Consider the following 25462-nt stretch of genomic DNA (forward strand, 5'->3'; position numbering starts at 1 on the left):
TCCCCCAGCACGGTCACTCCGGCGTACGCCGGAGCCCAGTGGCTTTTGGGTTGCCTCAGACAACCGTCACCTTGGCTCACTCTAAAGACACTGGCCCCTGGCGTTCGCCAGGGAGACGAGGGGCGCGTAAGCTAGCGAAGTGCTCTGATGCAAAGCCAGCGAGAGGAAGACTCTGGATCCCGGCCTTCGCCGGGAAGACGAGGGTGCGATGAAGCAAGCCTAGTGCTTTGTAACAAAAGCTCACATTTGGCTGCAGATTCACACGGAAAGACTTCAGGGCGCTGCTGCTTCCCCCAGCACGGTCACTCCGGCGTACGCCGGAGCCCAGCGGCTTTTGGGTTGCCTCAGACAACCGTCACCTTGGCTCACTCTAAAGACACTGGCCCCTGGCGTTCGCCAGGGAGACGAGAGTGCGATGAGGAAAGCCTAGTGCTTTGCAGCAAAAGCTCACATTTGGCTGCAGATTCACACGGAAAGACTTCAGGGCGCTGCTGCTTCCCCCAGCACGGTCACTCCGGCGTACGCCGGAGCCCAGCGGCTTTTGGGTTGCCTCAGACAACCGTCACCTTGACTCACTCTAAAGACACTGGCCCCTGGCGTTCGCCAGGGAGACGAGCGTGCGATGAGGAAAGCCTAGTGCTTTGCAGCAAAAGCTCACATTTGGCTGCAGATTCGCATTGAAAGACTTCAGGGCGCTGCTCCCTCCCCCAGCACGGTCACTCCGGCGTACGCCGGAGCCCAGTGGCTTAATGGTAAATCGGCACAAAAAAGCGGAGCCAGGGCTCCGCTTTCGGGTTCGATATGTTCGCCGTTAGGACTTGGGGGCCTTGTGCAGGGTCACCAGCAGCTGGGCCTCCGCCATGGGGATCTCGCACTCCTTGACGATCTCCTCGACGCCGGCGCCCAGCTCCACCATCTTCATGGCGCGGCTGTAGAGACGGGCATCGGGGTCATTATGGGACATCTCGTCCTGTCGGGCCTGGGTGTGTGCCAGCTGTTCCTCCAGGCCCTTGACCTTACGGCCAACGCCCAAAGCGCCGCTGCGCAGCTCATTGAGTTCCCGGCGCAGTCCCTCTCTCTGCCGCTCCGCTTCCTTGAGAAGCAACGACAGGGCGTCCTGCTTGCGTTCAACCCCTTTGATCCTGCGATGACACGTCCAGGCGTACAGCAGGGCAACCAGAGAAACGGCAGCCGCTGCTGCAGCGAGGATCAACTCGATCACAGGCCTGCGATCTCCTGCCACTCTTCGTCGGTCAGCAGCTTGTTGAGATCCACCAGGATCAGCAGCTCATCATCTCGGTGGCTCACACCCTGGATGAACTTGGCGCTCTCCTCGGTGCCGACGTTCGGCGCAGTGTCGATCTCGGAGGACTTGAGGTACACCACCTCGGCCACGCTGTCCACCAGGATGCCGACCACCTGGCTCTCGGTCTCGATGATCACGATGCGGGTGGTATCGGTCACCTCGGCCTGGGGCAGGGCGAAGCGGGCGCGGGTGTCGATCACGGTAACGACGTTGCCACGCAGGTTGATGATCCCCAGAACGTAGTGAGGCGCACCGGGAACGGGGGCGATGTCGCTAAAACGCAGCACCTCACGCACCTGCATCACGTTCACACCATAGGTTTCGTTATCCAGGCGGAAGGTGACCCATTGCAGCACCTTGTCTTCACTTTCGGTGGGCTCTCCCACCGCTGCGCGTAATTCACTCATCCTATCAGGACTCCTTTACGGTAATATCCAAACCAGCATCCAGCATGCAGATCAGCTCAGGAACATCAAGCACCACACACTTCTTATCCCGCACGATACCGGCAAGCCATGGACGCTTGGGCGAGGACTGCCAATTCACTTCGGACTTGTGCAGCGGCTCCGCATCCAGCAGCGACTCGCAGGCCAGCGACCAGGGGCTGTCGCCCAGACGCACCACGAACCTGAAGTCACACTCTTCGGTATCAGTCTGTGGCCGATCAGCCAGGAACCATCGCCCGCTGTCCACCACATTCAGCTTGCCATCCTGGGCATCCAGCTGCACCCCCAGCACCCAGTTGGGGCTGCCGGGAAGATGACTCAGTTTGCCCAGCCTTTTGATTCCGCCCAGTGTAAGCAATGGGACCGCAATCACCAAACCGGCCACCTGGAAATAGAGGCACTGAAACTCCTCCTCCAGCTCCTGGCGCCAGCTCTGCGCCGGGGCCGGGGCACTCTCGGCGACCAGCTCCGATTCTATCTCGGGTTCGGCCACCGGGATCGGTTGTTCTGCTTCAATCGTCTCTTCAACCCGGGTTGAGGCGATCTCGGCGTTGGTGCTGTCGGGCTCTGGCTGAGCCGCCTGCTCCAGCAACCGGCTGACATTGGCCTTCTGCACCTCGTCCAGCGCCTCCCGGGGAGGCGTGAGCATCACCTCGAAGTACTCCATCAACGCCTGTTCAGCGACCTTAGACATGGGCTCCCCCCTGTGGATCCAGCAGGGCATCCAGCAACTGATCGTAGGCCTGCACGCCGCGGGCGCCGGCGTCGAAGTGGGACGGTGGCAGGTGCGCCTGACTGGCGTCCCGAAAACGGGTGTCCACCGGGATCACCGAATGCCACAGCTCCCTGGGATACTTCTGGGTCAGGGCAGTCAACGCCTGCAGTGACGCCCGGGTCCGTTTGTCAAACATGGTAGGCACTATGGTAAAGGGATAGCGGATCCCCTTGGAGCGGCCCACCATATCCAGTGTCCGCACCATTCTATCCAGTCCCTTCAGGGCCAGGAACTCCGTTTGTACCGGAACCACGATGCGATCACAGGCCGCCAGGGCGTTGATCATCAACACCCCAAGCACCGGCGGGCAATCGATCAGCACCGCATCGTACCTGTGGGCGACCATGGCCAGCACCCGTTTGAGGATCAGGCCCATGCCGTCCTGGGTGCCCAGGGTGCGGTCCAACGTCGCCAGGGCGGTGCTGGCCGGCAGCAGATCCAACTGCGGGGTCCCGGTCGGCACGATCACCGACTCCACCTGGGCCAGGTCCAGCCGGTCGTGGCCGCGAAACAGGTCGAACAGGGAGCCGGGCAGTTCGTCCGGGTCCACCCCCAGGTAATAACCGAGGGAGGCCTGGGGATCGGTGTCCACCGCCAGCACCCGGTAGCCGCGCTTCACCAGAAGCCCGGCCAGGGTCACGACTGTGGTGGTTTTACCGACACCACCCTTTTGATTGGAAACGGTCCAGACCTGCAAAGGGGCTCCCCACTGTTACCGGGCGCTGGGCGTCCGGGTGATCTTCACCCCACCATGGGGCTGGGCGAAGGTGGTCACCCCTTCGCCGTTGTTCTCCAGCACCACCGACTTGCCGCTGTCGCGGGCCTCCTGGTAGCGGCGCCGGATCTCCCGCCGCTGCTCCTCCAGCTCACGCCACTGGCGCAGTTCCTCGGCCAGGCTCTCCAGCTGCTGTTGCTGCTGGTCACTCCTGGCCTGCTCATTCACCAGCTGCTGCTGCAGTTCGGCGGCACGGTGGTGCTTGTCTACCGCCCACACCAGGCTGACCAGAGTCACGCTGGCGAGCAGCGCCAGCAGGTACCCCTTGAGTCTGCAGCCGGGGCTGCAGCTCATCGCCTTCCGACCTCTTTGAGGATGCAGTCGGCCATCTTATCCAGAGGAATGGAGTACAGGGAGATCTGCTCGGCGGCCACCGCCTGGGGCATGCCGTAGACCACGCAGCTGGCCTCATCCTGGGCCCAGATATGGGCACCTTCACGCTTGAGCATCCGCGACCCTTCCCGGCCGTCGGCGCCCATGCCGGTGAGGATCACCCCCAGCACATCACCGCGGAATATCCGCGCCGCCGAGCCGAAGGTCACGTCCACCGAGGGTTTATAGTTGAGCTGCTCCCCACCCTCGCGGATGGTGAGCTTGGCGGCCCGGTTGCTGCCATCGATCAGCATCTGCTTGCCCCCCGGGGCCAGGTAGGCACAACCGGGTTTGAGGATCTCGCCACCCTGTGCTTCCTTGACATTGATCTTGCACAGGCTGTCCAACCGCTGGGCGAAGGCCGGGGTAAAGGCGGCGGGCATGTGCTGCACCAGCACGATGGGCAGCGGGAAGTCCGCCGGAAGCTGGGTGAGAATCTTCTGCAGCGCCACCGGCCCGCCGGTGGAGGTGCCGATGGCCAACAGCTTATAGCCCTTGCCCGATGGCCGGCTCGGCAGGCGCGGCGCCCCCACCTCGCTGACGGCCGGCTTGGCGACCGGACGGGCGGAAGCGAACTGAGTGCTGGGCTGGGTGATGGTGCGGCCGGCGCCGGCCGTGCTGCGAGGCACCGGGCTCGGGGTTGGCCTTGGGGTGGCCAGGCAGCGGCGGGAGGCGATCGCCTTCACCCGCTGCTGCAACAGGGCGATGGCGTTGGCCCGGTCGTTGGCAATGTCTTCAAACCGCTTGGGCAGGAAGTCGGCTGCACCGGCCTCCAACGCCTCCAGGGTGGAGCGGGCGCCCTCATAGGTCAACGAGGAGAACATCAGCACCGGCACCGGGTTGGTGCGCATGATCTCGCGCACCGCCTCGATGCCGTTCATCTGCGGCATCTCAATGTCCATGGTCACTACCTGCGGGCGCAGGCGGCGCACCTGATCCACCGCTTCCCTGCCGTTGGAGGCGGTACCGACCACCTCCAGCATGGGATCGGCGTTGATGATCTCTGACACGCGGCGACGAAAGAAACTGGAATCGTCCACCACCAATACTTTAATCGACATACCTATCCTTCAATCTTTCCTTCGACTACTGACGCTTGGCGTACTGTTTCAGCAGTCCAGGTACATCGAGAATCAGGGCACAGCCACCGTCGGAGGTGATGGTGGCGCCAGCCATGCCAGGCGTGCCGTGCAGCAGGGAGCCCAGGGGTTTGATCACCACCTCCTCCTGGCCAATCAGGCCGTCCACCACGAAGCCCACCTGGATGGTGCCGATGTGGACTATCACCACATGGCCCTCGTCTTCACGCTCGGCCCTGCCCGGACCGCGGCACAGCCACTTGTCCAGATAGAACAGGGGAATCGCCTTGTCCCGCACGGTCACCGACAGCTGGCCATCCACCACATTGGTCTTGCTCAGATCCAGGTGGAAGATCTCGTTGATGCAGGAGAGCGGCAGGGCAAAGATCTGCTTGCCGACTTCCACCATCAGGGTGGGCATGATCGCCAGGGTCAGCGGCACCTTGATCTCGAGGATGGTGCCCTTGCCCTTGTTGGAATCGATGTGCACCGACCCGTTCAGCTGGGTAATGCGGGTCTTCACTACGTCCATCCCCACGCCGCGGCCGGAGATGTCGGAAATTTCGGTCTTGGTGGAGAAGCCCGGGGCGAAGATCAGGTTGTAGGCCTCCTGATCACTCATGCGGGCGGCGCCGTCCTCATCGAGGATGCCGCGGTTGATGGCGATCCCCTTGAGCTTCTCCGCGTCCATGCCGGCACCGTCGTCGCGGATGCACAGCAGGATGTGGTCCCCCTCCTGGGAGGCGGACAGACGGATGTTACCCTGACGCGGCTTGCCGGCGGCTACCCGGTCGTCGGGCATCTCGATGCCGTGATCCACGGCGTTGCGCACCAGGTGCACCAAGGGATCGGAGAGGGCCTCGACCAGGTTCTTATCCAGGTCGGTCTCCTCCCCCTCCATGGTCAGGGAGATCTCCTTGTTGAGGCTGCGGGCCAGATCCCGCACCACCCGGGGGAAGCGGCCGAACACCTTCTTGATCGGCTGCATCCGGGTCTTCATCACCGACCCCTGCAGGTCGGCGGTGACCAAATCCAGGTTGGCCAGGGCCTTGCTCATCTCCTCGTCTTCACGCTCCACCCCCAGGTTCACCAGGCGGTTACGCACCAGCACCAGTTCACCGACCATGTTCATGATCTCATCCAGGCGGGCAGTATCGACCCGGACCGTGGTCTCACCGCTGGAGGCGGCGGCCTTGGTCTTGGCAGCGGGTTTGACTTCCGCCTTGGGCGCAGGAGCGGCCGGCTTGACGGCAGGCGCGGCCGCAACGGCGGCCGGCTCCGCCGTGGTCGGCGCATTGCCCTTGCCGTGAAGCTGGTCGAGCAGGGCTTCGAACTCGTCGTCGGTGATCTCGTCGGACTCGGGCGGCTGGGGCGCGGCCGCCTCGGCCTTGCCCGGGGCCCCACCCTTGCCGTGGAGCTGGTCCAGCAGCGTCTCGAACTCATCGTCGCTGATCTGGTCACCATCAGCCGAGGGGGACTGCGCCTCGGCTTTTTGGACCACCTCGCCGTTGAACTGGCCCTTGCCGTGCAGTTCATCCAGCAGCTTTTCAAACTCGTCGTCGGTGATCTCGTCGGCAACGGGGGCCGCCTCGGTAGCGGCCTGCGGCAGAGGCGCGGCTTCGCCGTCCAGGCCGGACATGATGTGGTCAAACTCGGACTGGGTCATGCTGTCGATGCCGCCACCGCTGAGGGCGACGGGCTCGGCGTCGACTGCGGGCTCCGCAATGGGCTCGGGCTCGGCGGGAGACTCAAACGACGATGGGGTGTTGGGATCGGTGATGGCGTGCAGGGTGGCCAGCAACCCAGGGTCCGCCGGCTCCAGCTCCTCGCCGTTCTGCACACAGCCAAACATCTCGTTGACGGTATCCAGGGCCTGGAGGATCACATCCATCAGATCCGAAGACATAGTCAGCTGGCCATTGCGCAGCATGTCGAACAGGTTTTCGGCACCGTGACAGGCGTCAACCAGGTGGGTCAGGCTGAGAAAGCCTGCGCCCCCCTTCACGGTGTGGAACCCCCGGAAGATGGCATTGAGCAGGTCGCTGTCGGTGGGGTTGTTTTCCAGCTCCACCAGTTGCTCCTGCAACTGCTCCAGAATTTCGCCTGCTTCGACTAAAAAGTCCTGCAGAATCTCGTCATCTATGTCAAAACCCATCGCCTAACTCCTAGAACCCGAGGCTGGAAAGCAGATCGTCGACCTCATCCTGGCCGTTGACCACTTCTGCTTTATTTTCCGAGCTCACAACCGGACCTTCCGCCGCCGCCGTGTCCACGGCCTGACGGTTGACGTCCGCTTTTTCACCAAATACGGTCAACATGGACACCAGGTTCTCCTCCACCTCGCGCACCAGGTCGATTACCCGGCGGATCACCTGACCGGTGAGGTCCTGAAAGTCCTGGGCCATCATCACCTGGTTGAGGTGATTCTTGATGGACTCGGCGTCGGCGGCAGAGGTGGTCATCATGGCGTTCATCTCGTGACACAGAGTCTTGAACTCGCCGAGCTCAATCTGCTTCTGCATCAGCTTCTCCCAACCCGGTTGCAGACTCTGAATGCGGCCCTGCAGGTCGGAGATCTTGGGCATGCTCTCGTCCAGAGCATCCATGGTACGATTGGCGGCTTGCTCCGTCATCTCAATAACGTAGTTAAGCCGCTCTTTTGCATCTGGAATTTCGTGCTTGGCCAGATCGGAGATTCGATCATCCAAGTGAAAGTCCTGCAGCGCACTGTGCAGCTGCCGAGTCAACTTACCCACTTCGTCAAACAGCTGCTGATTCAGCGGTGCAGAGACCATCTGAATCAGTTGATTTGCTTGTTCTACCTGCCCCTGCTCCAGCATTGTCACCAGTTCACGGGCATCATCCAACGAGATCAATGCGTCCTGTTGCATAACTGCTCCCAGTGACTATCAGTTGAGGCGTTCAAAGATCTTTTCGAGTTTCTCTTTGAGGGTGGCGGCGGTAAAGGGTTTCACCACATAACCGTTGACGCCGGCTTCGGCGGCCATCACGATCTGCTCGCGCTTGGCTTCGGCGGTCACCATCAGCACAGGCAGATGCTTGAGGTTGGCGTCTGCACGGATGGCGCGCAGCAGATCGATTCCCTGCATGCCGGGCATGTTCCAGTCGGTTACGACGAAATCGAAGTCGCCCTCTTTCAGCATCGGCAGAGCCGTGTTGCCGTCGTCCGCTTCGAAGGTGTTATTAAACCCCAAGTCACGCAGCAAGTTTTTGATGATCCGACGCATTGTTGAAAAGTCATCAACGATCAGAATCTTCATGTTAGTGTTCAAAACATCCTCCAACCGGGGTTTTCCCATAGAGCTACTGTTGCAGCGAGCATTATTAAACTAAAAGTTATTGTTGCCAACTTGATAAGCGACTTTTCAGTCGCATCATTGCCTGACTATTGATCTGGCTCACTCGTGATTCACTGACACCGATCACCTGACCGATCTCTTTCAGGTTGAGCTCCTCGTCATAGTAGAGCGACAACACCAGGGCCTCTCTTTCCGGAAGGCTCTTGATGGCGGCCGACAGGGCCTGTTGAAACCGCTCCTGGGCCACCTGCTCGAAGTTGCGCTTCGGGGCATCCTCATCAACAAAGCTATCGACCGATACGCCGAGATCTTCAATGCCAACCATCCGGCCCATGCTGGCTTCATTGAGCATCTGATGGTACTCGTCGATTGGAATATCCAGATAATCAGCAACTTCATTGTCACGGGGATCTCGGCCCAGGCGCTTTTCCAGCTCCTTGATGGCGTCGGTGACCTGACGGTAGTTCCGATGCACCGAGCGCGGCACCCAGTCTCCGCGGCGGATCTCATCGAGCATGGCGCCGCGAATGCGGATGCCGGCAAAGGTCTCGAAACTGGCCCCCTTGGTGGCGTCGAAGTTTCGCGAGGCCTCCAGCAGGCCGACCATCCCCGACTGGAGCAGGTCATCCAACTGGACACTGGCAGGCAAGCGGGCCATCAGGTGGTGGGCGATGCGCTTGACCAGGGGGGCGTAGCGCTCCACCAGGGAGGCCCGGTTGTCGAACTGGGTGTAGGCCGCCGCCTTATTCACCAACCGCTTCTCCATACATGTTGCGGCGGACCAGGCGCTCTACGAAGAACTCCAGGTGCCCGCCGGGGTTATCCGGTGTCGGCCAGCTCATCACCTTGTTGGACAGCCCCTGGTAGGCGATGGCCGCCGGGGAGCGAGGGAAGGTTTCCACCACCACCCGCTGCTTGCGCACCGACTTGCGGACGTTCTCGTCGAAGGGGATGGTGGCCACCAGCTCCAGCGCCACATCGAGGAAGCGGTCCGTCACCTTGGAGAGCTTGGCGAACAGCTCCATCCCTTCCCGGAGGCTACGCACCATGTTGGCCACGATGCGGAAGCGGAACACACCATGCTCCCGCGAGAGAATCTTGATCAGGGCGTAGGCGTCGGTAATGGAGGTGGGCTCGTCGCACACCACCACCACCACCTCCTGGGCCGCCCTGGCGTAGCTGAGGACCATCTCGGAGATGCCGGCGGCGGTATCGACGATCAGCACGTCGAACTCGTCCTCCAGCTCACTGAAGGCCCGAATCAAGCCGGCATGCTGGGCCGGGGTCAGCTCCACCATCGCCTGGGTACCGGATGCCGCGGGAACGATGAACACCCCCTGGGGCCCCTCCACCAGCACCTCGGACAGTTTGCACTCCCCGGAGAGTACGTGAGACAGGTTGTATTTCACCCGCAGCCCCAGCAACACGTCCACATTGGCCAGTCCCAGGTCCGCATCCAGCACCAGCACCTTCTGCCCCTTCTGGGCCAGGGAGGTTGCCAGGTTAATGGAGACATTGGTTTTGCCGACACCGCCTTTGCCACCGGTTACCGCGATGACCTTTACCATCTTTTGCTTTTGCTGTGCCATCTTTCTAAGTCCGCTTGCCTGATCCTGCAAAAACCATCTATTCATAACTGCCCGCCACACTCTGTCGTTGTACGGACTCATCCCACGCCTGCGTCTCCTCCAGCACCACGGCACGACGCGCCAGGTACTCGGGTTCGGCTGTCCTCAGATCCTCGGGAACACGCTGTCCGTCGGTCAGGTAACTGATAGGCAAATCATTTTGAATCAACACGCTGAGCGCCTCGCCGATGCTGTGAGCCTCGTCGAGCTTGGTGAAAATGCATCCGGCCAGGGCAATTCTGCGGAACTGCTCGACCGTCTCCTTCAGCACCCGGAACTGGGCGGTGGAGGAGAGCACCAGGTAGGGGCGGATCGGCAGGCGGGTGGCGGCAACCAGGTTATCCAGCTGCTCGACCAGGCGCATGTCTCTCTGTCCCATGCCTGCGGTGTCGATCAGAATCAAACGACGACTGCGCAGCTGGTACAACACGTTTTCCAGCTCTTTCACGTTACTGGCGCTGCGCACCGGACACCCCATGATCTTGCCATAGGTGGCCAGCTGCTCCTTGGCGCCAATACGGTAGTTATCGGTCGTGATCAGCGCAACTTGATCCACACCGTAGCGAGCGGCAAACCGGGCGGCCAGTTTGGCGACAGTAGTGGTTTTGCCGACGCCGGTTGGACCGACCAGAGCGATAACGCCGCCCCGGCTCAGGGAATCTTCAGAAGTTTGAGTCAGTTCCGCAGCAATTAGCCGGGGCAGTTGGCCCAGCGCCTCATGCAGGGAGAGGTGTTCCGGCACCAGGGAGGCGAAGTGATCGGCGACGCTGCGGTGAAAACCGTTCTCGCGAAGTTTTTCCGCCAGCATGGCGCGCACCGGCTCGCGGCGGGCCAGGTCCTGATCCATCAGACCGGCGACCTGGTGCTCCAGCAGCTGGCGGATGGAGGCCATCTCTTCCCGCACCGCCTTGAGCTCCTGGGCACCCTGGCTGGGGCGGGCGGCGGCGGGGCGGGCCCGGCCACCGGAGGGCTGGGGCTTCTGCGGCGGCTCCTTGCGGCCGAAGGCCTCTTTGGCCCACTCGGGCAGCGCCTCGCTGCGGCCGCCAAGCTGGCGGGGCGGCTCCTCCTCGAAGCTGCGCTGCTTCAGCCTTTGCTGCTGACGCTCCAGCAGGCCGCGGAGACTGTCCCCCGAACCCGGATCGGCCGGTGCCGGGCTACGCACTTCGCTGCGCAGGGGCTGGGCCGCCGGTCGGCTGGGGCGCTGACCCAGGGTCACCCGGTCTTCGGCCAGGTCGTCAGTCGGCTTGGGGGCGCTGATACCGGGTGTCGGAATACTGGCGCCACCCTGGTCATCGAAATCGACCGCCGCCACGATTTCGACACCACCGTTGACCTTCTTGTTGGACATGATGACCGCGTCGGTGCCGAGTGTCTCCTTCACCTCCGCTAGGGCAGTACGCATATCCTTGGCAAAAAAACGCTTAATTTTCACTTTGGTTTACTCCCCACTCCAACCGCTTACTGGCCCACGGAATGGACGATTCGAATCTGTTTGTCATCCGGTATCTCCTGATAGGACAGCACCCTCAGGGACGGGATGGTGTGTTTGACGAAACGGCTCAGGGTGGTGCGCAGCACGCCTGAGGTCAGCAGGACGGCGGGTTCACCCACCATCTCCTGCTTCTGGGCCATCTCCGACAGGGAGCGCTGAAGACGCTCTGCCAAACCCGGCTCCAGCCCGGTGTTGTCACCGTTGCTGGACTGCAGGGACTGATGCAATATCTGTTCCAGCTCAGGCGACAAAGTAATGACGGGGATCTCCGGTTCGGCGCCGTTTATCTCCTGGACGATCAACCGCTTCAGTGCGATACGCACCGCCGCGGTCAGCACGTCCGGATCCTGGCTCTTGGGCCCATACTCCACCAGGGTTTGGACCAGGGTGCGGATGTCGCGCACCGGCACCCCTTCGTTGAGCATGTTCTGCAGCACCTTGACGATGACCCCCAGCGAGAGGGTCTCCGGCACCAGGCCCTCGACCAGCTTAGGCGACTCCTTGGCCAGGATATCCAGCAGCTGCTGCACCTCCTCGTAACCCAGCAGCTGCGAGGCGTTGTTGGTGAGCAGTTGACTGAGGTGAGTGGCCACCACGGTGGCCGCGTCCACCACGGTGTACCCCAGGGTCTGGGCGTGATCGCGCCGGTCCGGAGCGATCCACACCGCCTCCAGGCCGAAGGCGGGGTCGGTGGTAGTCTGCCCCTCGAGCTGACCAAACACCTGGCCGGGATTGATCGCCAGTTCGCAGTCGTGGCGGATCTCCGCCTCGCCCACCACTACCCCCATCAGGCTGATGCGGTAGGCGTTGGGCGCCAGGTCCAGGTTGTCACGGATGTGCACTGGCGGCACCAGGAAGCCCAGCTCCTGGGAGAGTTTCTTGCGCACCCCCTTGATGCGGGCCAACAACTCGCCTCTTTGGGCCTTGTCCACCAGGGGGATAAGGCGATAGCCCACCTCCAGGCCAACGGTGTCCACCTGGTTGACGTCCTCCCAGGAGAGCTCCTTGCTGTCGGACTCGATGCGCTCGGCGACGGCGGTCTCCTCCGCCGCCTTGACCGCCTCGGCGGCCTCCCGCTGGCGCCGTCTGTAGGTCCACCAGGTGAGGCCGGCACCGGTCAGGCCAAAGCCGAGGAAGGCCAGCTTGGGCATCCCCGGTACCAGGCCCATCACCACCAGCACCCCGGAGGTGACCATCATCACCTTGGGGTCGTCGAACATCTGGGTCATCACCGTTTCGCCCATCTTCTGGGCCTCATTCTGACGGGTGATGATGATGGCGGCGGCGATGGAGAGCAGCAGACCGGGGATCTGCGCCACCAGGCCGTCACCGATGGTGAGCATGGTGTAGATCTCCACCGCTTCACCGAAGGCCAGCTGGTGCTGGGCCATACCGATGACAAAGCCGCCGAGGATGTTGATAAACAAGATCAGGATGCCGGCAATGGCATCCCCTTTGACGAATTTGGAAGCACCGTCCATCGCCCCGTAGAAGTCCGCCTCCTTGGCCACCTCCTCGCGGCGCAGCTTGGCCTGCTCCTGGTTGATGAGGCCGGCATTAAGATCGGCATCGATGGCCATCTGCTTACCGGGCATGGCGTCCAGGGTAAAGCGGGCGGTCACTTCGGAGATCCGCCCAGCCCCCTTGGTCACCACCACGAAATTGATGATCACCAGGATGGTGAAGACCACCAGGCCCACCGCGTAGTTACCGCCGATCACCACCGAGCCGAACGCCTCGATCACCTTACCGGCGGCGTCACCGCCGTTGTGGCCCTCCAGCAGCACCAAGCGGGTGGAGGCCACGTTCAGGGCCAGCCGCAACAGGGTGGCGATCAGCAGGACAGTGGGAAAGGCGGCAAAATCCAGCGGCCGCAGGGTGTAGATGGAGACCAGCAGCACCACCAGGGCCAGGGCGATATTAAAGGAGAACAGCATATCCAGCAGCAACGCCGGCATGGGCAGGGTGACCATCGCCAGAGTGGCCAACACCATCACCGGGGTGCCCACCCCTTTCAGGTAGATGCCATATTTTTGGAATAGGTTGTTTGCGCTGGCCTGTAGATTCATCATCCGTCTTATTATTGACGCCTTGGGGGGCATGCTACCCAATAAGCAAGGAGTATACCAGCCGCCATAATCAGAACCGCCGCATGGGTAATTTTAACGAAGAAAAAAAGCGCTATTTCAACCTCTCATCACATGAATTGTTTGCTTTTTTAGCCTGACTCAGCGACGGGATGACGGCCTGAGGTGTCGAAAAATGGTGGCTTTAAGGGGATTGTCCCGGATGGCTGCAGAAATCCCCGCTCGCCCCCCTTTGGTTGGTCAGTGGTGACTCCGCTGCCTCCCGCTCACCCTCGTCTCCCTGGCGCACGCCAGGGTCCAGTGGCTTTATCCCTCGGCGATCACCCGCAACGCGTCGGCATAGGTGACAGCGGTGCGAGCCAAGACACTGGGCTCCGGCATTCGCCGGAGTGACTGTGCGAACGGCAACGGCTGCAGAATGAACCGACTCCTTGCCAACACTCAGACATCGGCGGGGCAACCTGGCGGCTCAGCCCCACCCTCGTCTCCCTGGCGCACGCCAGGGTCCAGTGGCTTTACACACCGGCGGACGTCCGCGGCTGGTTGGCCGAGTCTCAGGCCGGATGATCCAAGACACTGGGCTCCGGCATTCACCGGAGTGACTGTGCGAACGGCAACGGCTGCAGAATGAAACGACTCCTTGCCAACACTCAGACAACGGCGGGGCAACCTGGCGGCTCAGCCTCACCCTCGTCTCCCTGGCGCACGCCAGGGGCCAGTGGCTTTACACACCGGCGGACGTCCGCGGCTGGTTGACCGAGGCTGAGGCTTGAGGAGAAAAAGACGCTAGGCTCCGGCATTCGCCGGAGTGACTGTGCGAACGGCAACGGCTGCAGAATGAACCGACTCCTTGCCAACACTCAGACAACGGCGGGGCAACCTGGCGGCTCAGCCCCACCCTCGTCTCCCTGGCGCACCCCAGGGTCCAGTGGCTTTATCCCTCGGCGATCACCCGCAACGCGTCGGCATAGGTGACAGCGGTGCGAGCCAAGACACTGGGCTCCGGCATTCGCCGGAGTGACTGTGCGAACGGCAACGACTGCAGAATGAACCGACTCCTTGCCAACACTCAGACAACGGCGGGCAACCTGACGGCTCAGCCCCACCCTCGTCTCCCTGGCGCACGCCAGGGTCCAGTGGCTTTACACACCGGCGGACGTCCGCGGCTGGTTGGCCGAGTCTCAGGCCGGATGATCCAAGACACTGGGCTCCAGCATTCACCGGAGTGACTGTGCGAACGGCAACGGCTGCAGAATGAACCGACTCCTTGCCAACACTCAGACAACGGCGGGGCAACCTGGCGGCTCAGCCCCATCCTCGTCTCCCTGGCGCACGCCCGGGGCCAGTGGCTTTACACACCGGCGGACGTCCGCAACGCGTCGGCATAGGTGACAGCGGTGCGAGCCAAGACGCTGGGCTCCGGCATTCGCCGGAGTGACTGTGCGAACGGCAACGGCTGCAGAATGAACCGACTCCTTGCCAACACTCAGACAACGGCGGGCAACCTGGCGGCTCAGCCCCACCCTCGTCTCCCTGGCGCACGCCAGGGGCCAGTGGCTTTATCCCTCCGCGGACGTCCGCGGCTGGTTGACCGAGGCTGAGGCTTGAGGAGAAAAAGACGCTGGGCTCCGGCGTTCGCCGGAGTGACTGTGCGAACGGCAACGGCTGCAGAATGAACCGACTCCTTGCCAACACTCAGACAACGGCGGGCAACCTGGCGGCTCAGCCCCACCCTCGTCTCCCTGGCGCACGCCAGGGTCCAGTGGCTTTATCCCTCGGCGATCACCCGCAACGCGTCGGCATAGGTGACAGCGGTGCGAGCCAAGACACTGGGCTCCGGCATTCGCCGGAGTGACTGTGCGAACGGCAACGGCTGCAGAATGAACCGACTCCTTGCCAACACTCAGACATCGGCGGGGCAACCTGGCGGCTCAGCCCCACCCTCGTCTCCCTGGCGCACGCCAGGGTCCAGTGGCTTTGCACACCGGCGGACGTCCGCGGCTGGTTGGCCGAGTCTCAGGCCGGATGATCCAAGACACTGGGCTCCGGCGTTCGCCGGAGTGACTGTGCAAACCGGGGCCACAACAGGTTGAGCCGAATTGTGGGGCCGCTACTCCCGGGTCAGAGGGTTGCCGTCGCTGTCCACCTGGAGGTCGTCAGGGATCGGCATCCGGTCGGGCAGCGGGATGGGCCGGCGGCCCCTGCCCTTCTGGAACTGCTTGAGCTGATAGACATAGGCCAGCACCTGGGCCACGGCGGTAAACAGGCCATCGGGGATCTGTTTCTTCAACTTGGTGGAGTAGTAGATGGCCCGGGCCAGCTGGGGGGAGCTGATCACCGGCACCTCGTACTCCCGGGCAATCTCCCTGATCTTCATCGCCACCTCATCGGTGCCCTTGGCCACCAGCAGGGGCGCCCGGGCCTGCTCCTTGTCGTACTTCAATGCCACCGAGTAGTGGGTGGGGTTGACCACCACCACGTCGGCATTGGGGATCTCACTCATCATCCGCCGCTGAGCCATCTCCCGCTGCAGCGAGCGGATCCGCCCCTTCACCTCGGGACGGCCTTCGCTGTCCTTGTGCTCATCCTTGATCTCCTGCTTGGTCATCTTCAGCTGCTTGTTGTGGTTCCACACCTGGTAGGGGGCATCGATGATCACAATCAACAGCAGCGAACAGCAGAGCAGGGTAAACAGCTTGTTGAGCAGGGACACCGAGCCGGCGATGGCGCCGAAGGGGGTGCCGGTGGAGATCGCCATGATGTCGTCGAAATAGAGGCTCAGCAGCATCCAGGCCACCAGGGCCACCACCGAGAACTTGGCGATCGCCTTGATCAGCTCCACCACCGCCTGCAGGCCGAACATCCGCTTAAAGCCATTCAGCGGGTTGAATTTGTTCATCTTGGGTGCCGCCGCCTGCCAGCTGAAGCTCATACCACCGAGCAGGATGTTGCCGACAAAGGCGGCGACCGCCAGGAACACCACAAACCCCAGCACCGGCAGGCCCACCTCGCCGAGGATACGGCCAAACACCATGGACATCTCACCGACATCGAACACCTGCTTGCGGCTGAGGCTGAACAGGGAGGTGGCCACCGAGGCCAGGCTGTTGGCCAGGGACTGGCCGAAGATCATCATGGCGATGGCGGCGCCCACCAGCACGAACGCCGTACCCAGCTCCTTGGAGCGGGGCACCTGGCCCTTGTCGCGGGCCTGCTGCAATCGTTTCGCCGTGGGTTCTTCGGTCTTTTCCTGATCGCTGCTGTTTTCCGCCATCAGCGCGCCTCACACTGAAGCTTGAGCAGGGAGCAGAGGGTCTGCTGGCCGTTGCCCCAGGCCGCCTCGAAGTGGGGCATGAACCCCGACAGCGACAGCCACAGGATCAGCAGGCCGGACAGCATGGTGATGGGAAAGCCGATGGCGAAGATGTTCAGCTGCGGGGCGGCCCGGGTCATCACCCCGAAGGAAAAGTTGATCAGCAGCAGGGCGGTAGCGGCCGACAGGGCCAGGGTCAGCGCCCCGGCAAACATCAGGCTGCCCCAGTTGGCCAACTCCATAAAGCTGGCGGGCAGCAGCCCCTGCCCCACCGGCAGGGTGGAGAAGCTGGCGACCATCATGCGGATCATCAGCAGGTGACCGTCCACCAGGAAGAAGATCAAGGTGGAGAGCAGCAGGAACAGCTGGCCCACCAGCGGGACCTGCTGGCCGTTGCTAGGGTCCACCATGGAGGCAAACCCCAGGGAGGTCTGCATGCCGATGATCTGTCCCGCCAGGATGAAGGTGTTGAGCACCAGCAGGGAGACGAACCCAGCCGCCACCCCGATCAGTACCTCCTGGGCGGTCACCAGTACCGCCTGGGCGGACACCAGCTCAATGGCCGGGGGCGGGGGCAGTACCGGTGCCACCGCGGCGGTGATCGCCACCGACAGCGCCATGCGCACCCGTGTCGGGGTGGAGGAGCCGCCGATGGTGACCATCACCATCAGCATGGCGCTGATGCGGATCAGCGGCCACAGCAGCGCCCTGAGCCAATCGAAGATCACCTCCAGCGGCAGCTCCATCAGCCGATCACCGAGGGTATCCTGTCCACCAGTTCGAAGGTGAACTCCATCAGGGTGCGCACCAGCCAGTGGCCCAGGAAGGCCAGGGTCAACAGGGTTACCAGCAGGCGAGGCAGGAAGGAGAGGGTCTGTTCGTTGATTGAGGTGGCCGCCTGGAATACCGCCACCACCAGGCCGATCAGCAGGCCGGGGACGATGATGGCGGAGACCATCATCAGGATCACATAGAGGGCGTGACGAAACAGGTCGACGAAGGCTTCCGGGGTCATGTGCCCACTCCGAAACTGGTGGCCAGAGTCCCCATCACCAGGCTCCAGCCGTCCACCAGCACGAACAGCATGATCTTAAACGGCAGGGAGACGATCATCGGCGACAGCATCATCATCCCCATGGCCATCAGCACCGAGGCCACCACCAGATCGATCACCAGGAAGGGCAGGAACAGCATGAAGCCTATCTGGAAGGCGGTCTTGAGCTCGGAGGTGACGAACGCCGGGATCAGCACCCGCAGCGGGGTCTCCTCAGGGGAGGCCAAGCCGGTGACCCCGCTGATCTCGATGAAGGTGTTGAGATCGGAGATTCGGGTCTGGGAGAGCATAAACGCCTTGACCGGCACGCTGGCACGCTCCAACGCCACCACCGCCGTCACCTGCTCCTCCATGTAGGGCACCACCGCGTCCTCATATACCCGGTCCATCACCGGGGTCATCACGAACAGGGAGAGAAACAGCGCCATTCCCAGCAGCACCTGGTTCGAGGGGGTCTGTTGCAACCCCAGTGCCTGGCGCAGGATCGCCAGCACCACGATGATGCGGGTGAAGCTGGACATCAGCACCACCATGGCGGGCAGGAAAGTGAGAATGGTCATCAGTCCGAGGATCTGCAGCGACACACTGTAGTCCTGGCTGCCGTCCGGGTTGGTGGTCATGGTCACCGCCGGAATGCCGGTGTTGGCCAGGGCCAGAGCCGGCATCAGCAGGGGCAGCAGCAGCGCCACCCAGGTCAGCGGCCGCCTCATGACTTGGGCTCCCGGCCCACCTTGGCCAGCACCTTGGCAAACTCGCCGCCCTGGGGACCCTCGATGGGCGACTCCAGCTTGTCCAGCAGCTGAATGCCGCCGCCGCTGACGCCGATCAGGTACTGCTGCTCGCCCACCTGGATCACCGCCACCCGCTCCTTGGTCCCGAGGGGCAGGCTGGCGATAAGACGAATCTTGCCCACCAGCTTGGTGGGCAAATTCATTTTTCGAGCCGCCAGCGCAAGCACCAGGATCAGGGCCACCACCCCGACCAGGGTGGCGATGGTGGTGGCCAACTGTTCTCCCGAGGAGATCGGCTCGGCGGCCAGGGGCAGGCTCAGCCACAGCAGGGGCAATAGGGTGTATCGCATCTTATTTGAGTTTCTTGATTCGTTCGGTCTGGCTGATCACGTCGGTCAGGCGGATGCCGAACTTTTCGTTGACCACCACCACCTCGCCGTGGGCGATCAGGGTGCCGTTCACCATCACATCCAGGGGCTCGCCGGCCACCCGGTCCAGCTCCACCACCGAGCCCTGGTTCAGCTGCAGCAGGTTGCGGATGCTGATGCTGCTGCGCCCCACCTCCATGGAGATGGTGACCGGGATATCCAGGATGGAGTCCAGTTTCTTGCGCTCATCCTCGCTGATGCCGCTGCCAGGCTTGGGCTCGTTGAAGTCTTCAAGCTCAACCTGCTGTACCGCATCCTCCTGCTCCGCCAGGGCCGAAGCCCACTCGTCCGCCAGGTCATCCTGGTTAAACAGATCGTCGTCGTTACTCATCGCTTGAGCTCTCTTTCAGTTTTTCCAACATGGTGTGGGCCAGGTCATCGGCCGCCACTTTATTCTGTACCAGCTGCAGTTCGGACTTGAAGCTCTCCGGCCGCGGAATGCGCTCGGTGATCTGGATCGCCTTATGATCGCCGGAGCGTCCCAGGCGGCCACGGAAGGTGGGCAGCTCCTCCACCTTAACCAGCATCTTCTCCGGCATCTCCACCGGGATGATGTCTCCGGCCTTCAGCTCCATCACATCGTTGAGGGTCATCTCGGTCTCCAGCAGGGTCCCGGAGAACTCCACCGGCACATCCAGAATCTCCTCCTGCAGCGCCTTGGCCCAACGCTGGTCGGTATCCTGCTTGTCCGACTGAACACCAGCATCCAGCAGCTCCCGGATGGGTTCAATCATCGAGTAGGGCAGGGTAATGTGGAAGTCACCGCCGCCGCCATCGAGCTCGATGTGGAAGGAGGAGACCACCACCACCTCGGTGGGGCTGACGATGTTGGCCATGGCCGGATTCACCTCGGAGTCCAGATACTCGAACTCCACATCCATCACCGGGGACCAGGCCTCTTTGTAATCTTCGAACACCGTCTTCAGCAGCAGCTGGATGATGCGGCGCTCGGTCGGGGTAAATTCACGACCCTCGATCTTGGCCTGGAAGCGGCCATCGCCACCGAAGAAGTTGTCCACCAGGATGAACACCAGGCGCGCCTCCATGGTGATCAGGCCGGTGCCCTTCAGGGGACGGAACCGCACCATGTTCAGGCTGGTGGGGACAAACAGGGTGTGCACGTACTCGCCGAACTTGATCATCTGTACGCCGTTGATGGAGATCTCGGCGGAACGGCGCATCAGGTTGAACAGGCTGATCCGAAGGTGGCGGGCAAAACGCTCGTTCACCAGCTCCAGCGTGGGCATGCGCCCGCGAACGATGCGGTCCTGGGAGGAGAAGTCATAGGTTTTGGCGTCTGAAGAAACGCCCTCTTCTACCTCATCATCGACCTCATCGACACCGTGCAACAGGGCATCAATTTCGTCTTGGCTAAGCAGATCGCTCATTCGACTCTCTTATTGCATTACAAAGCCGGTAAACAGAACCCGTTCGACCACCGGCTTGCCGGTGATCCCCTGCAGGGTGGTCTGTACGTTAATCAGTGCCTGGGTGCGCAACTCCTCCTTGCCCTCGCGGGTGGACAGCTGCTTGGCATCGGCGGCACTGAAGGTGGAGAGCAGTGAATCCTCGATCAGCGGGATGTGCTTTTTCGCTATCTCCTGATCGCCAAAGCCGCGCACCTGCACCTGCACCTTGATCTGCACCAGGTAACTGCGCTTCTCTCCGGGCAGGTTGAACAGGAAGGGCCTGGGCATCCCCACGTAGAGGGCGTCGCCCGGGGTCAGCGGGGTGGAGATCTCCACCTGCTCTGCCCCCTGCCGGTCATCACCACTGCTGAGCAAGATCACCACGCCGGCCACTATTGCCGCCAACAGGACGCCCGCCCCGGCAATGATGGCCACCATCAACCATTTGGGACGCTTGGCGGGCTCTTTCACTTCCAGTTGTAGGGACTCTTCTTCTGCCATCTTGTCAGTCCGTCTTCTCTAAAACTCGCTCAGGGTAACATACCGTGAATTACGCATAATAATCGATACCGCCCTCGGCGTTGCGGCCGGTCATTTGCTGGACAGTGACCAGGGCCTCATCGCTGGCCTCGACCATGGCGTCGCCGGCAACGCCGCCATCACCACCGGGCTCCCCGCCCTGGGTATCCGCCTGGCCGTGGTCGCCCTGGCTGACCTGGGTGTCCGCCAGGGTGATCCCCTGCTGAGCCAGCATCTCCCGCAGCCTGGGAAGTGCCTGCTCCACCATCTCCCGGGTCTGGGGCTGCTGGGCATGCAGCTGAACCTGGGCCTGATCGCCGTTCATCTGGATCTTCACCTGCAGGGCGCCCAGCTCTGGCGGGTCCAGGCGAATCTCCGCCTGGTTGGTGCGGCTGTTGATCATCATCATCATCCGCTCTCTCAACTCCGGCGCCATCCGCTCGGCCGCCACCGGCTGGCGCAGGGCGGCCTGGGTGTCAGCCTGGGCATGGGCCCGAGCGTCCGCCGTCCGCACCTGGTGCAGCCGGCTGGCGCTATCCAGCTCGAGGCCTTCACCATGTTCCGTAACGGTCGGCTGCCCCCCGCCCTCCTGGGGCTGGGGCTGCAGACCAGGTTCTGCGGCCGGCATACCGGATCTCAGTCCGGGCTCCGCCTTAACCGCTCGGGACTGCAGCGCGGCGACCTCCCTGGCAAGCTCGGGATCCAGCTTTTCGCCTCCCCCGGTCCGGGCGGTCACGCTCCCCCTGGCCTCGGCAGCCGTCTCGGGCTCCACGCCCGCGGCGGCTGACGCTGGTACCTGGGGCTTGGCTTTGCCCTCCTCCAGCTTGTTCTGCACCTGGCGACTGCCCTGCAGCTGAGCCAGCAGCTCAGTGCCGCTCTCCGCCTTGGGCCCACCATGGATAGGTTCCTTAGCCTGGGGCCGAGCCGTCTCCGCCCCCTGGCCATTGGCGACTTTGGCGGCGTCACCCGTTGCCGTCTCAGAACTTGCGAGCGGTTCCACTGCCGCGCCCCTGGCCCGGTTCGTCACTGTCGAACCGGCCTCGGTCACTCCGGCCTGATCGCTGGGGGCATCGGCGCCGTCACCCTCTAGCCGGGCAAACGGCGACCCCGCAGCGCCCTGCCCCTGGCCCCCTTCGGTTTTCGCCGCTCCGCCGTCGGTCGAGGACGTCTCATTGAGGGAGGAGGAGTTCAACCCGGGGGCCGCAGACGCCCCCTTGTGCTGGCTCGGCCCCGCCTCCGGTGGACCCCGTCGGCCGGTGGCCTCACTGGCTACCTTTAGGCCTGGTGCAGCGCTGTTGGGATGGCCGCTGTCACCTGAGGGGTGCGGAACCACTGGCGGCCTTCCCTCCGGTCCCCGGGATCCGGTGGCGGCCTCTTCATTCGGTTTGCGACTCTCCTGTGCGGCCATAACCGGCTGCTGTTGGGGGGCAGATCTGCCGTCGGTGACCCCGTCGCCGGCCTTGCCGGGGGCAGATTGTTGCCGCTCTCCCGTTGCCACCTGTTGAAGCGCGCCCTGGGCCACTTCAGCCTCCCCCTCCTGCTTGGCGAGCAACGCCTGAGGCAGTGCGTCTTCGGCGTCGATCGGTTCGAATTCAGGGGACAGCCCGCCATCGGCCTCTTCCGGCTTCAGCTGGTCACTGGTCGCCTCCTGGGCGCCGCCCCCTTCCTCCCCCTCGCTGGAGGGCAGGGGTTGAGGAGCCTCACCACCTTCAGGTGTGGCCGGGGCCTGGCTTGCCCCCTTGGCCTGCGCCTGAGAACTGGACGCTGTGGCGCTGGCCAGGGCCGCTTCGAAACCCTCGGCCGCGTCCCCGTCGGCGGGGGGCGCGGTACCGATCACCGAGCGTATCGGCGTTACCTGCAATCGTGCTTCCATAGGTCTCTACAACTCCCGGCTAACGAAGCTCAAGTCTGGTTTCCACGCCGACTCCGTCCGGCAACGAATGGGGAGCGCCAACCGATGACCTCCCCGGACAGCAGAATCTTGAGCAATCTTCGTGCCACAACTTTAGGGCTGACGCCTTAGGAACTGCTGCAGGGCAAACTCATCCAGTTCCGCCTGCTCCCGCTTCTCCGCCCTGGCCCGCCGTCTGCCCATCTCCTTGTCGATCAGCAGGGAGAGGGCCTTCTGTTTCTGCTGGACCTGCTGCCACCGCTGCTGGAACTGGGTCACCGCCTGGTCGGCGGCCTGGATCTGCTGATGCTGCTGGTCGATGGCGCCATCGAGGCGGGCGACGAAGTGGTAGTACTGCTGATAGTGGTTGGCCGCCAGCTTGTCGCCGGTTTTCTCCGCCGCCTGGCGCACGTAATCCATGCGGAAGGATTCCAGACTCTTAAGCTGCTCCCTGAGCGCATCGGCCTGCGAGCGGGCGCTGCGAAGCTGCAGTTGGGCGGCCTCCAGCTCCTTGTCCGCCAGTTCCAGTACCTTGACCAGTTGCCGGGGATCGGCCATGGCTCAGCCCTACAGCTTGCAGTTGGCGGCCAGTCGCGCCAACTGCTCCAGGCTGTCGGTATAGGAGGCGGAGCGTTTCATCTCCTGGCGCAGGAAGGCGTTGAATGCCGGCTGCATGGCGATCGCCTTGTCCACCATGGGATCGGAGCCCTTGGAGTAGGCACCGATGGCGATCAGATCCTGATTCTGCCGATAGGCGGACCACAGCTGCTTGACCATCTGAGCGGCGGTCTGGTGGAGCTGCTCGGTCACCATCGGCATCACCCGGCTGATGGAGGCTTCGATGTCGATGGCGGGGTAGTGGCCGCTCTCCGCCAACTGGCGGGAGAGGACGATGTGGCCGTCGAGGATCGCCCGCGACGCGTCGGCGATGGGGTCCTGCTGATCGTCCCCCTCGGTCAGCACCGTATAGAAGGCGGTGATGCTGCCCTGACCCGGGCCACCATTGCCGGCCCGCTCCACCAACTTGGGCAGTTTGGCGAACACCGACGGCGGATACCCTTTGGTGGCCGGCGGCTCACCGATGGCCAGGGCGATCTCGCGCTGGGCCTGGGCATACCGGGTCAGGGAGTCCATCAGCAGCAGGGTGTTCTTGCCGCAGTCGCGGAAATACTCGGCGATGCGGGTGGCGGTTTCACAGGCGCGCAGCCGCATCATCGGACTGTTATCCGCCGGGGCGGCCACCACCACCGAGCGTGCCCGGCCCTCGGGACCAAGGATCTCCTCGATGAACTCCTTGACCTCACGACCACGCTCGCCCACCAGGCCCACCACGATGACGTCGGCGTTGGTGCCGCGGGTCATCATCCCCAGCAGCACCGATTTACCCACCCCGGAACCGGCGAACAGTCCCATCCGCTGCCCCTGCCCCACGGTCAGCAGGGCGTTGATGGTACGCACCCCGGTATCGATCGGCTGACTGATGGCACGGCGGGCCATGGGGTTGAGCAACGGGGCGCTGTGGGCGGCGCGGTGCCGGGTCTTTAGGGGGCCGAGGCCATCGATGGGTTCGCCGTTGCCGTCGATCACCCGGCCCAGCAGGGCATCGCCGACGGCCAGTCCCCGCCGTCCGCCGATGGGAGTGACCCGGGCGCCCGGCAGCACGCCGGCCATCTCCTCGATGGGCATCAGGTAGAGCAGCTGATCATCGAATCCCACCACTTCGGCCAGGATCTCTCCGGAGAGGGTATCGATGGCGCACAGGGAGCCCACCGGCGCCCGGCAGCCCACTGCCTCCAGAGTCAGGCCCACCACCCGCAGCAGCTGGCCGGACGCCACCGGCTTGCTGCCGGCGACATTATGGTGCCAGGCCTTCAGGCGCTGGGTCAGCCGTTGGCTACGCTGCTCCATGACCAGGAGCCTCCTGGGCGGCAGCGGCGTTCGGGGCATCGGTGTCGGCGGTGGCGGTTTGCGACGTCATCCCGTCACTCTCCCCCTGGCCGGCCTCCTGATCGGGGGCACTGTGGAACCGGGGATAGTCGGGTTCATCCACCGCGGGGCGCGGCTGGTTGATGAACTGACTGAAGATGGTGTCGATGCGCTCCGCCAGGGGCATGGCCACCTCGGAGCGCTGGGTCAGCACCTTCAGGCTTCCCCGGCTCAGGCTGGGCTCCAGTTCCAGATGCCAGTTGCGGCGGGCCAGTTCGTCATCGCCATAGCTGTCCCGGACCAGTTGCATGTCCTCGCCGCTCAGTTGGATGGTGACCCTCTGCTCACGGCTGGGCAGGGCGTCGATGGCCTGGCGCAGGGCCAGCAGCAACGGCTCGGACTGGGTTTTCACCTCGCAGCCAATCACCGCCCGGGCCAGGTGCTGACTCAGCTCCACCAGTTCCTGCTCCACTTGGTTATCGATCGCCTGCAGCGGCTCAACCAGCTGATTTAGAAGGCTGTCCAGTTGGGCCAGCTGGGCCTGGATGCGGGCCCGGCCCTCCTCCAGCCCCTGCTCCAGTCCCTGTTCATAACCCTGGCTGTGGCCCTCCTCCAGCCCCTTGAGGCGGCCCTCCTCCAGCCCCTTGCGGGTCCCTTCGGTCAGCCCCTCATCGAACCCCTCCTGGCGGGCATCTTCGCGGATCGACTCGATCTCCGCCAGGGTCGGCGGGGCCGGAGTCTCCTCCTCCTGCGCTGGCGGCTCCGGCTCACCACTGCTGATATTCAGTGCCAGGGGCGAGGGCTGGGAGAGGCCCTCCCCGACATCGGGCAGTTGCCACTGTTGCGCCTCGTCGCCATCCAGTTGGCTGGCGAGGCGTCGATTGAACTGGGCTCGGGTCTCCTGGCTCATG

General features: G+C 63.3%; 25 protein-coding genes. All 25 read right to left on the reverse strand.

Annotated elements, in window-relative coordinates; genetic code table 11:
* Positions 1–811 precede the first annotated feature (811 nt).
* The 25 genes from FCL40_RS16065 to fliH all read right to left on the reverse strand — a co-directional run bounded on the left by FCL40_RS16065 (position 812) and on the right by fliH (position 25461).
* On the reverse strand, positions 812–1222 hold the full coding sequence (locus FCL40_RS16065) for a DUF2802 domain-containing protein (RefSeq protein WP_136854322.1): 411 nt from the start codon (positions 1220–1222) through the stop codon (positions 812–814).
* Positions 1219–1713 carry a chemotaxis protein CheW gene (locus FCL40_RS16070; RefSeq protein WP_136854323.1) on the reverse strand — a complete coding sequence of 165 codons (495 nt, stop codon included), beginning with the start codon at positions 1711–1713 and terminating at the stop codon, positions 1219–1221. Before FCL40_RS16070 ends, FCL40_RS16065 begins: the two co-directional genes overlap by 4 nt.
* 4 nt (positions 1714–1717) lie before the next feature.
* Entirely contained in the window at positions 1718–2446 is a 729-nt protein-coding gene (locus FCL40_RS16075; protein ID WP_169307162.1) for a chemotaxis protein CheW, read from the reverse strand.
* Positions 2439–3224 (reverse strand): ParA family protein, encoded by a 786-nt coding sequence (locus tag FCL40_RS16080; protein ID WP_136854325.1) that lies wholly within the window; start codon positions 3222–3224, stop codon positions 2439–2441. Before FCL40_RS16080 ends, FCL40_RS16075 begins: the two co-directional genes overlap by 8 nt.
* 15 nt (positions 3225–3239) lie before the next feature.
* Positions 3240–3596, reverse strand: coding sequence for a hypothetical protein (locus FCL40_RS16085; protein ID WP_136854326.1), 357 nt, complete (start codon positions 3594–3596; stop codon positions 3240–3242).
* Positions 3593–4735 carry a protein-glutamate methylesterase/protein-glutamine glutaminase gene (locus FCL40_RS16090; RefSeq protein ID WP_136854327.1) on the reverse strand — a complete coding sequence of 381 codons (1143 nt, stop codon included), beginning with the start codon at positions 4733–4735 and terminating at the stop codon, positions 3593–3595. Before FCL40_RS16090 ends, FCL40_RS16085 begins: the two co-directional genes overlap by 4 nt.
* Positions 4736–4760: 25 nt before the next feature.
* Positions 4761–6908, reverse strand: a complete 2148-nt coding sequence (locus tag FCL40_RS16095; RefSeq protein ID WP_136854328.1) for a chemotaxis protein CheA — start codon at positions 6906–6908, stop codon at positions 4761–4763.
* Between the two features lie 10 nt (positions 6909–6918).
* The gene (locus FCL40_RS16100; protein WP_136854329.1) at positions 6919–7644 is read right to left on the reverse strand and encodes a protein phosphatase CheZ; all 726 of its coding nucleotides are present in this window, start codon (positions 7642–7644) and stop codon (positions 6919–6921) included.
* Between the two features lie 18 nt (positions 7645–7662).
* Complete coding sequence (cheY, locus tag FCL40_RS16105) at positions 7663–8046, reverse strand: chemotaxis response regulator CheY (RefSeq protein WP_028110171.1); 384 nt, start codon at positions 8044–8046, stop codon at positions 7663–7665.
* A gap of 64 nt (positions 8047–8110) precedes the next feature.
* The gene (locus tag FCL40_RS16110) at positions 8111–8824 is read right to left on the reverse strand and encodes an RNA polymerase sigma factor FliA (RefSeq protein WP_136854330.1); all 714 of its coding nucleotides are present in this window, start codon (positions 8822–8824) and stop codon (positions 8111–8113) included.
* Complete coding sequence (locus tag FCL40_RS16115) at positions 8817–9707, reverse strand: MinD/ParA family protein (RefSeq protein WP_136854331.1); 891 nt, start codon at positions 9705–9707, stop codon at positions 8817–8819. Before FCL40_RS16115 ends, FCL40_RS16110 begins: the two co-directional genes overlap by 8 nt.
* On the reverse strand, positions 9700–11133 hold the full coding sequence (gene flhF / locus FCL40_RS16120) for a flagellar biosynthesis protein FlhF (RefSeq protein ID WP_136854332.1): 1434 nt from the start codon (positions 11131–11133) through the stop codon (positions 9700–9702). Before flhF ends, FCL40_RS16115 begins: the two co-directional genes overlap by 8 nt.
* A gap of 26 nt (positions 11134–11159) precedes the next feature.
* Positions 11160–13262 carry a flagellar biosynthesis protein FlhA gene (flhA, locus tag FCL40_RS16125; protein ID WP_136854392.1) on the reverse strand — a complete coding sequence of 701 codons (2103 nt, stop codon included), beginning with the start codon at positions 13260–13262 and terminating at the stop codon, positions 11160–11162.
* 2128 nt (positions 13263–15390) lie between these two features.
* Entirely contained in the window at positions 15391–16554 is a 1164-nt protein-coding gene (gene flhB / locus FCL40_RS16130) for a flagellar biosynthesis protein FlhB (protein WP_136854333.1), read from the reverse strand.
* Positions 16554–17339, reverse strand: coding sequence for a flagellar biosynthetic protein FliR (fliR, locus tag FCL40_RS16135; RefSeq protein WP_136854334.1), 786 nt, complete (start codon positions 17337–17339; stop codon positions 16554–16556). Before fliR ends, flhB begins: the two co-directional genes overlap by 1 nt.
* Positions 17339–17608, reverse strand: coding sequence for a flagellar biosynthesis protein FliQ (gene fliQ / locus FCL40_RS16140; RefSeq protein ID WP_136854335.1), 270 nt, complete (start codon positions 17606–17608; stop codon positions 17339–17341). The genes fliR and fliQ overlap by 1 nt, the downstream gene beginning before the upstream one ends.
* Positions 17605–18357 (reverse strand): flagellar type III secretion system pore protein FliP, encoded by a 753-nt coding sequence (gene fliP, locus FCL40_RS16145; RefSeq protein ID WP_136854336.1) that lies wholly within the window; start codon positions 18355–18357, stop codon positions 17605–17607. The genes fliQ and fliP overlap by 4 nt, the downstream gene beginning before the upstream one ends.
* Positions 18354–18728: a flagellar biosynthetic protein FliO gene (gene fliO / locus FCL40_RS16150; protein ID WP_136854337.1), complete on the reverse strand. Its 375-nt coding sequence runs from the start codon at positions 18726–18728 to the stop codon at positions 18354–18356. Before fliO ends, fliP begins: the two co-directional genes overlap by 4 nt.
* A gap of 1 nt (position 18729) precedes the next feature.
* Positions 18730–19137 (reverse strand): flagellar motor switch protein FliN, encoded by a 408-nt coding sequence (gene fliN / locus FCL40_RS16155; protein WP_136854338.1) that lies wholly within the window; start codon positions 19135–19137, stop codon positions 18730–18732.
* Positions 19130–20194, reverse strand: coding sequence for a flagellar motor switch protein FliM (gene fliM / locus FCL40_RS16160; protein ID WP_136854339.1), 1065 nt, complete (start codon positions 20192–20194; stop codon positions 19130–19132). Before fliM ends, fliN begins: the two co-directional genes overlap by 8 nt.
* A gap of 9 nt (positions 20195–20203) precedes the next feature.
* Positions 20204–20716 (reverse strand): flagellar basal body-associated protein FliL, encoded by a 513-nt coding sequence (gene fliL / locus FCL40_RS16165; RefSeq protein ID WP_136854340.1) that lies wholly within the window; start codon positions 20714–20716, stop codon positions 20204–20206.
* Between the two features lie 49 nt (positions 20717–20765).
* Entirely contained in the window at positions 20766–22607 is a 1842-nt protein-coding gene (locus tag FCL40_RS16170; RefSeq protein WP_136854341.1) for a flagellar hook-length control protein FliK, read from the reverse strand.
* Between the two features lie 132 nt (positions 22608–22739).
* Positions 22740–23183: a flagellar export protein FliJ gene (gene fliJ, locus FCL40_RS16175; RefSeq protein ID WP_136854342.1), complete on the reverse strand. Its 444-nt coding sequence runs from the start codon at positions 23181–23183 to the stop codon at positions 22740–22742.
* A 9-nt stretch (positions 23184–23192) separates the two neighbouring features.
* Positions 23193–24533, reverse strand: a complete 1341-nt coding sequence (gene fliI / locus FCL40_RS16180; RefSeq protein WP_136854343.1) for a flagellar protein export ATPase FliI — start codon at positions 24531–24533, stop codon at positions 23193–23195.
* Positions 24520–25461 carry a flagellar assembly protein FliH gene (gene fliH / locus FCL40_RS16185; protein ID WP_136854344.1) on the reverse strand — a complete coding sequence of 314 codons (942 nt, stop codon included), beginning with the start codon at positions 25459–25461 and terminating at the stop codon, positions 24520–24522. Before fliH ends, fliI begins: the two co-directional genes overlap by 14 nt.
* Position 25462 lies beyond the last annotated feature (1 nt).

Source organism: Ferrimonas sediminicola, from assembly GCF_005116715.1.
GTDB classification, from domain to species: domain Bacteria; phylum Pseudomonadota; class Gammaproteobacteria; order Enterobacterales; family Shewanellaceae; genus Ferrimonas; species Ferrimonas sediminicola.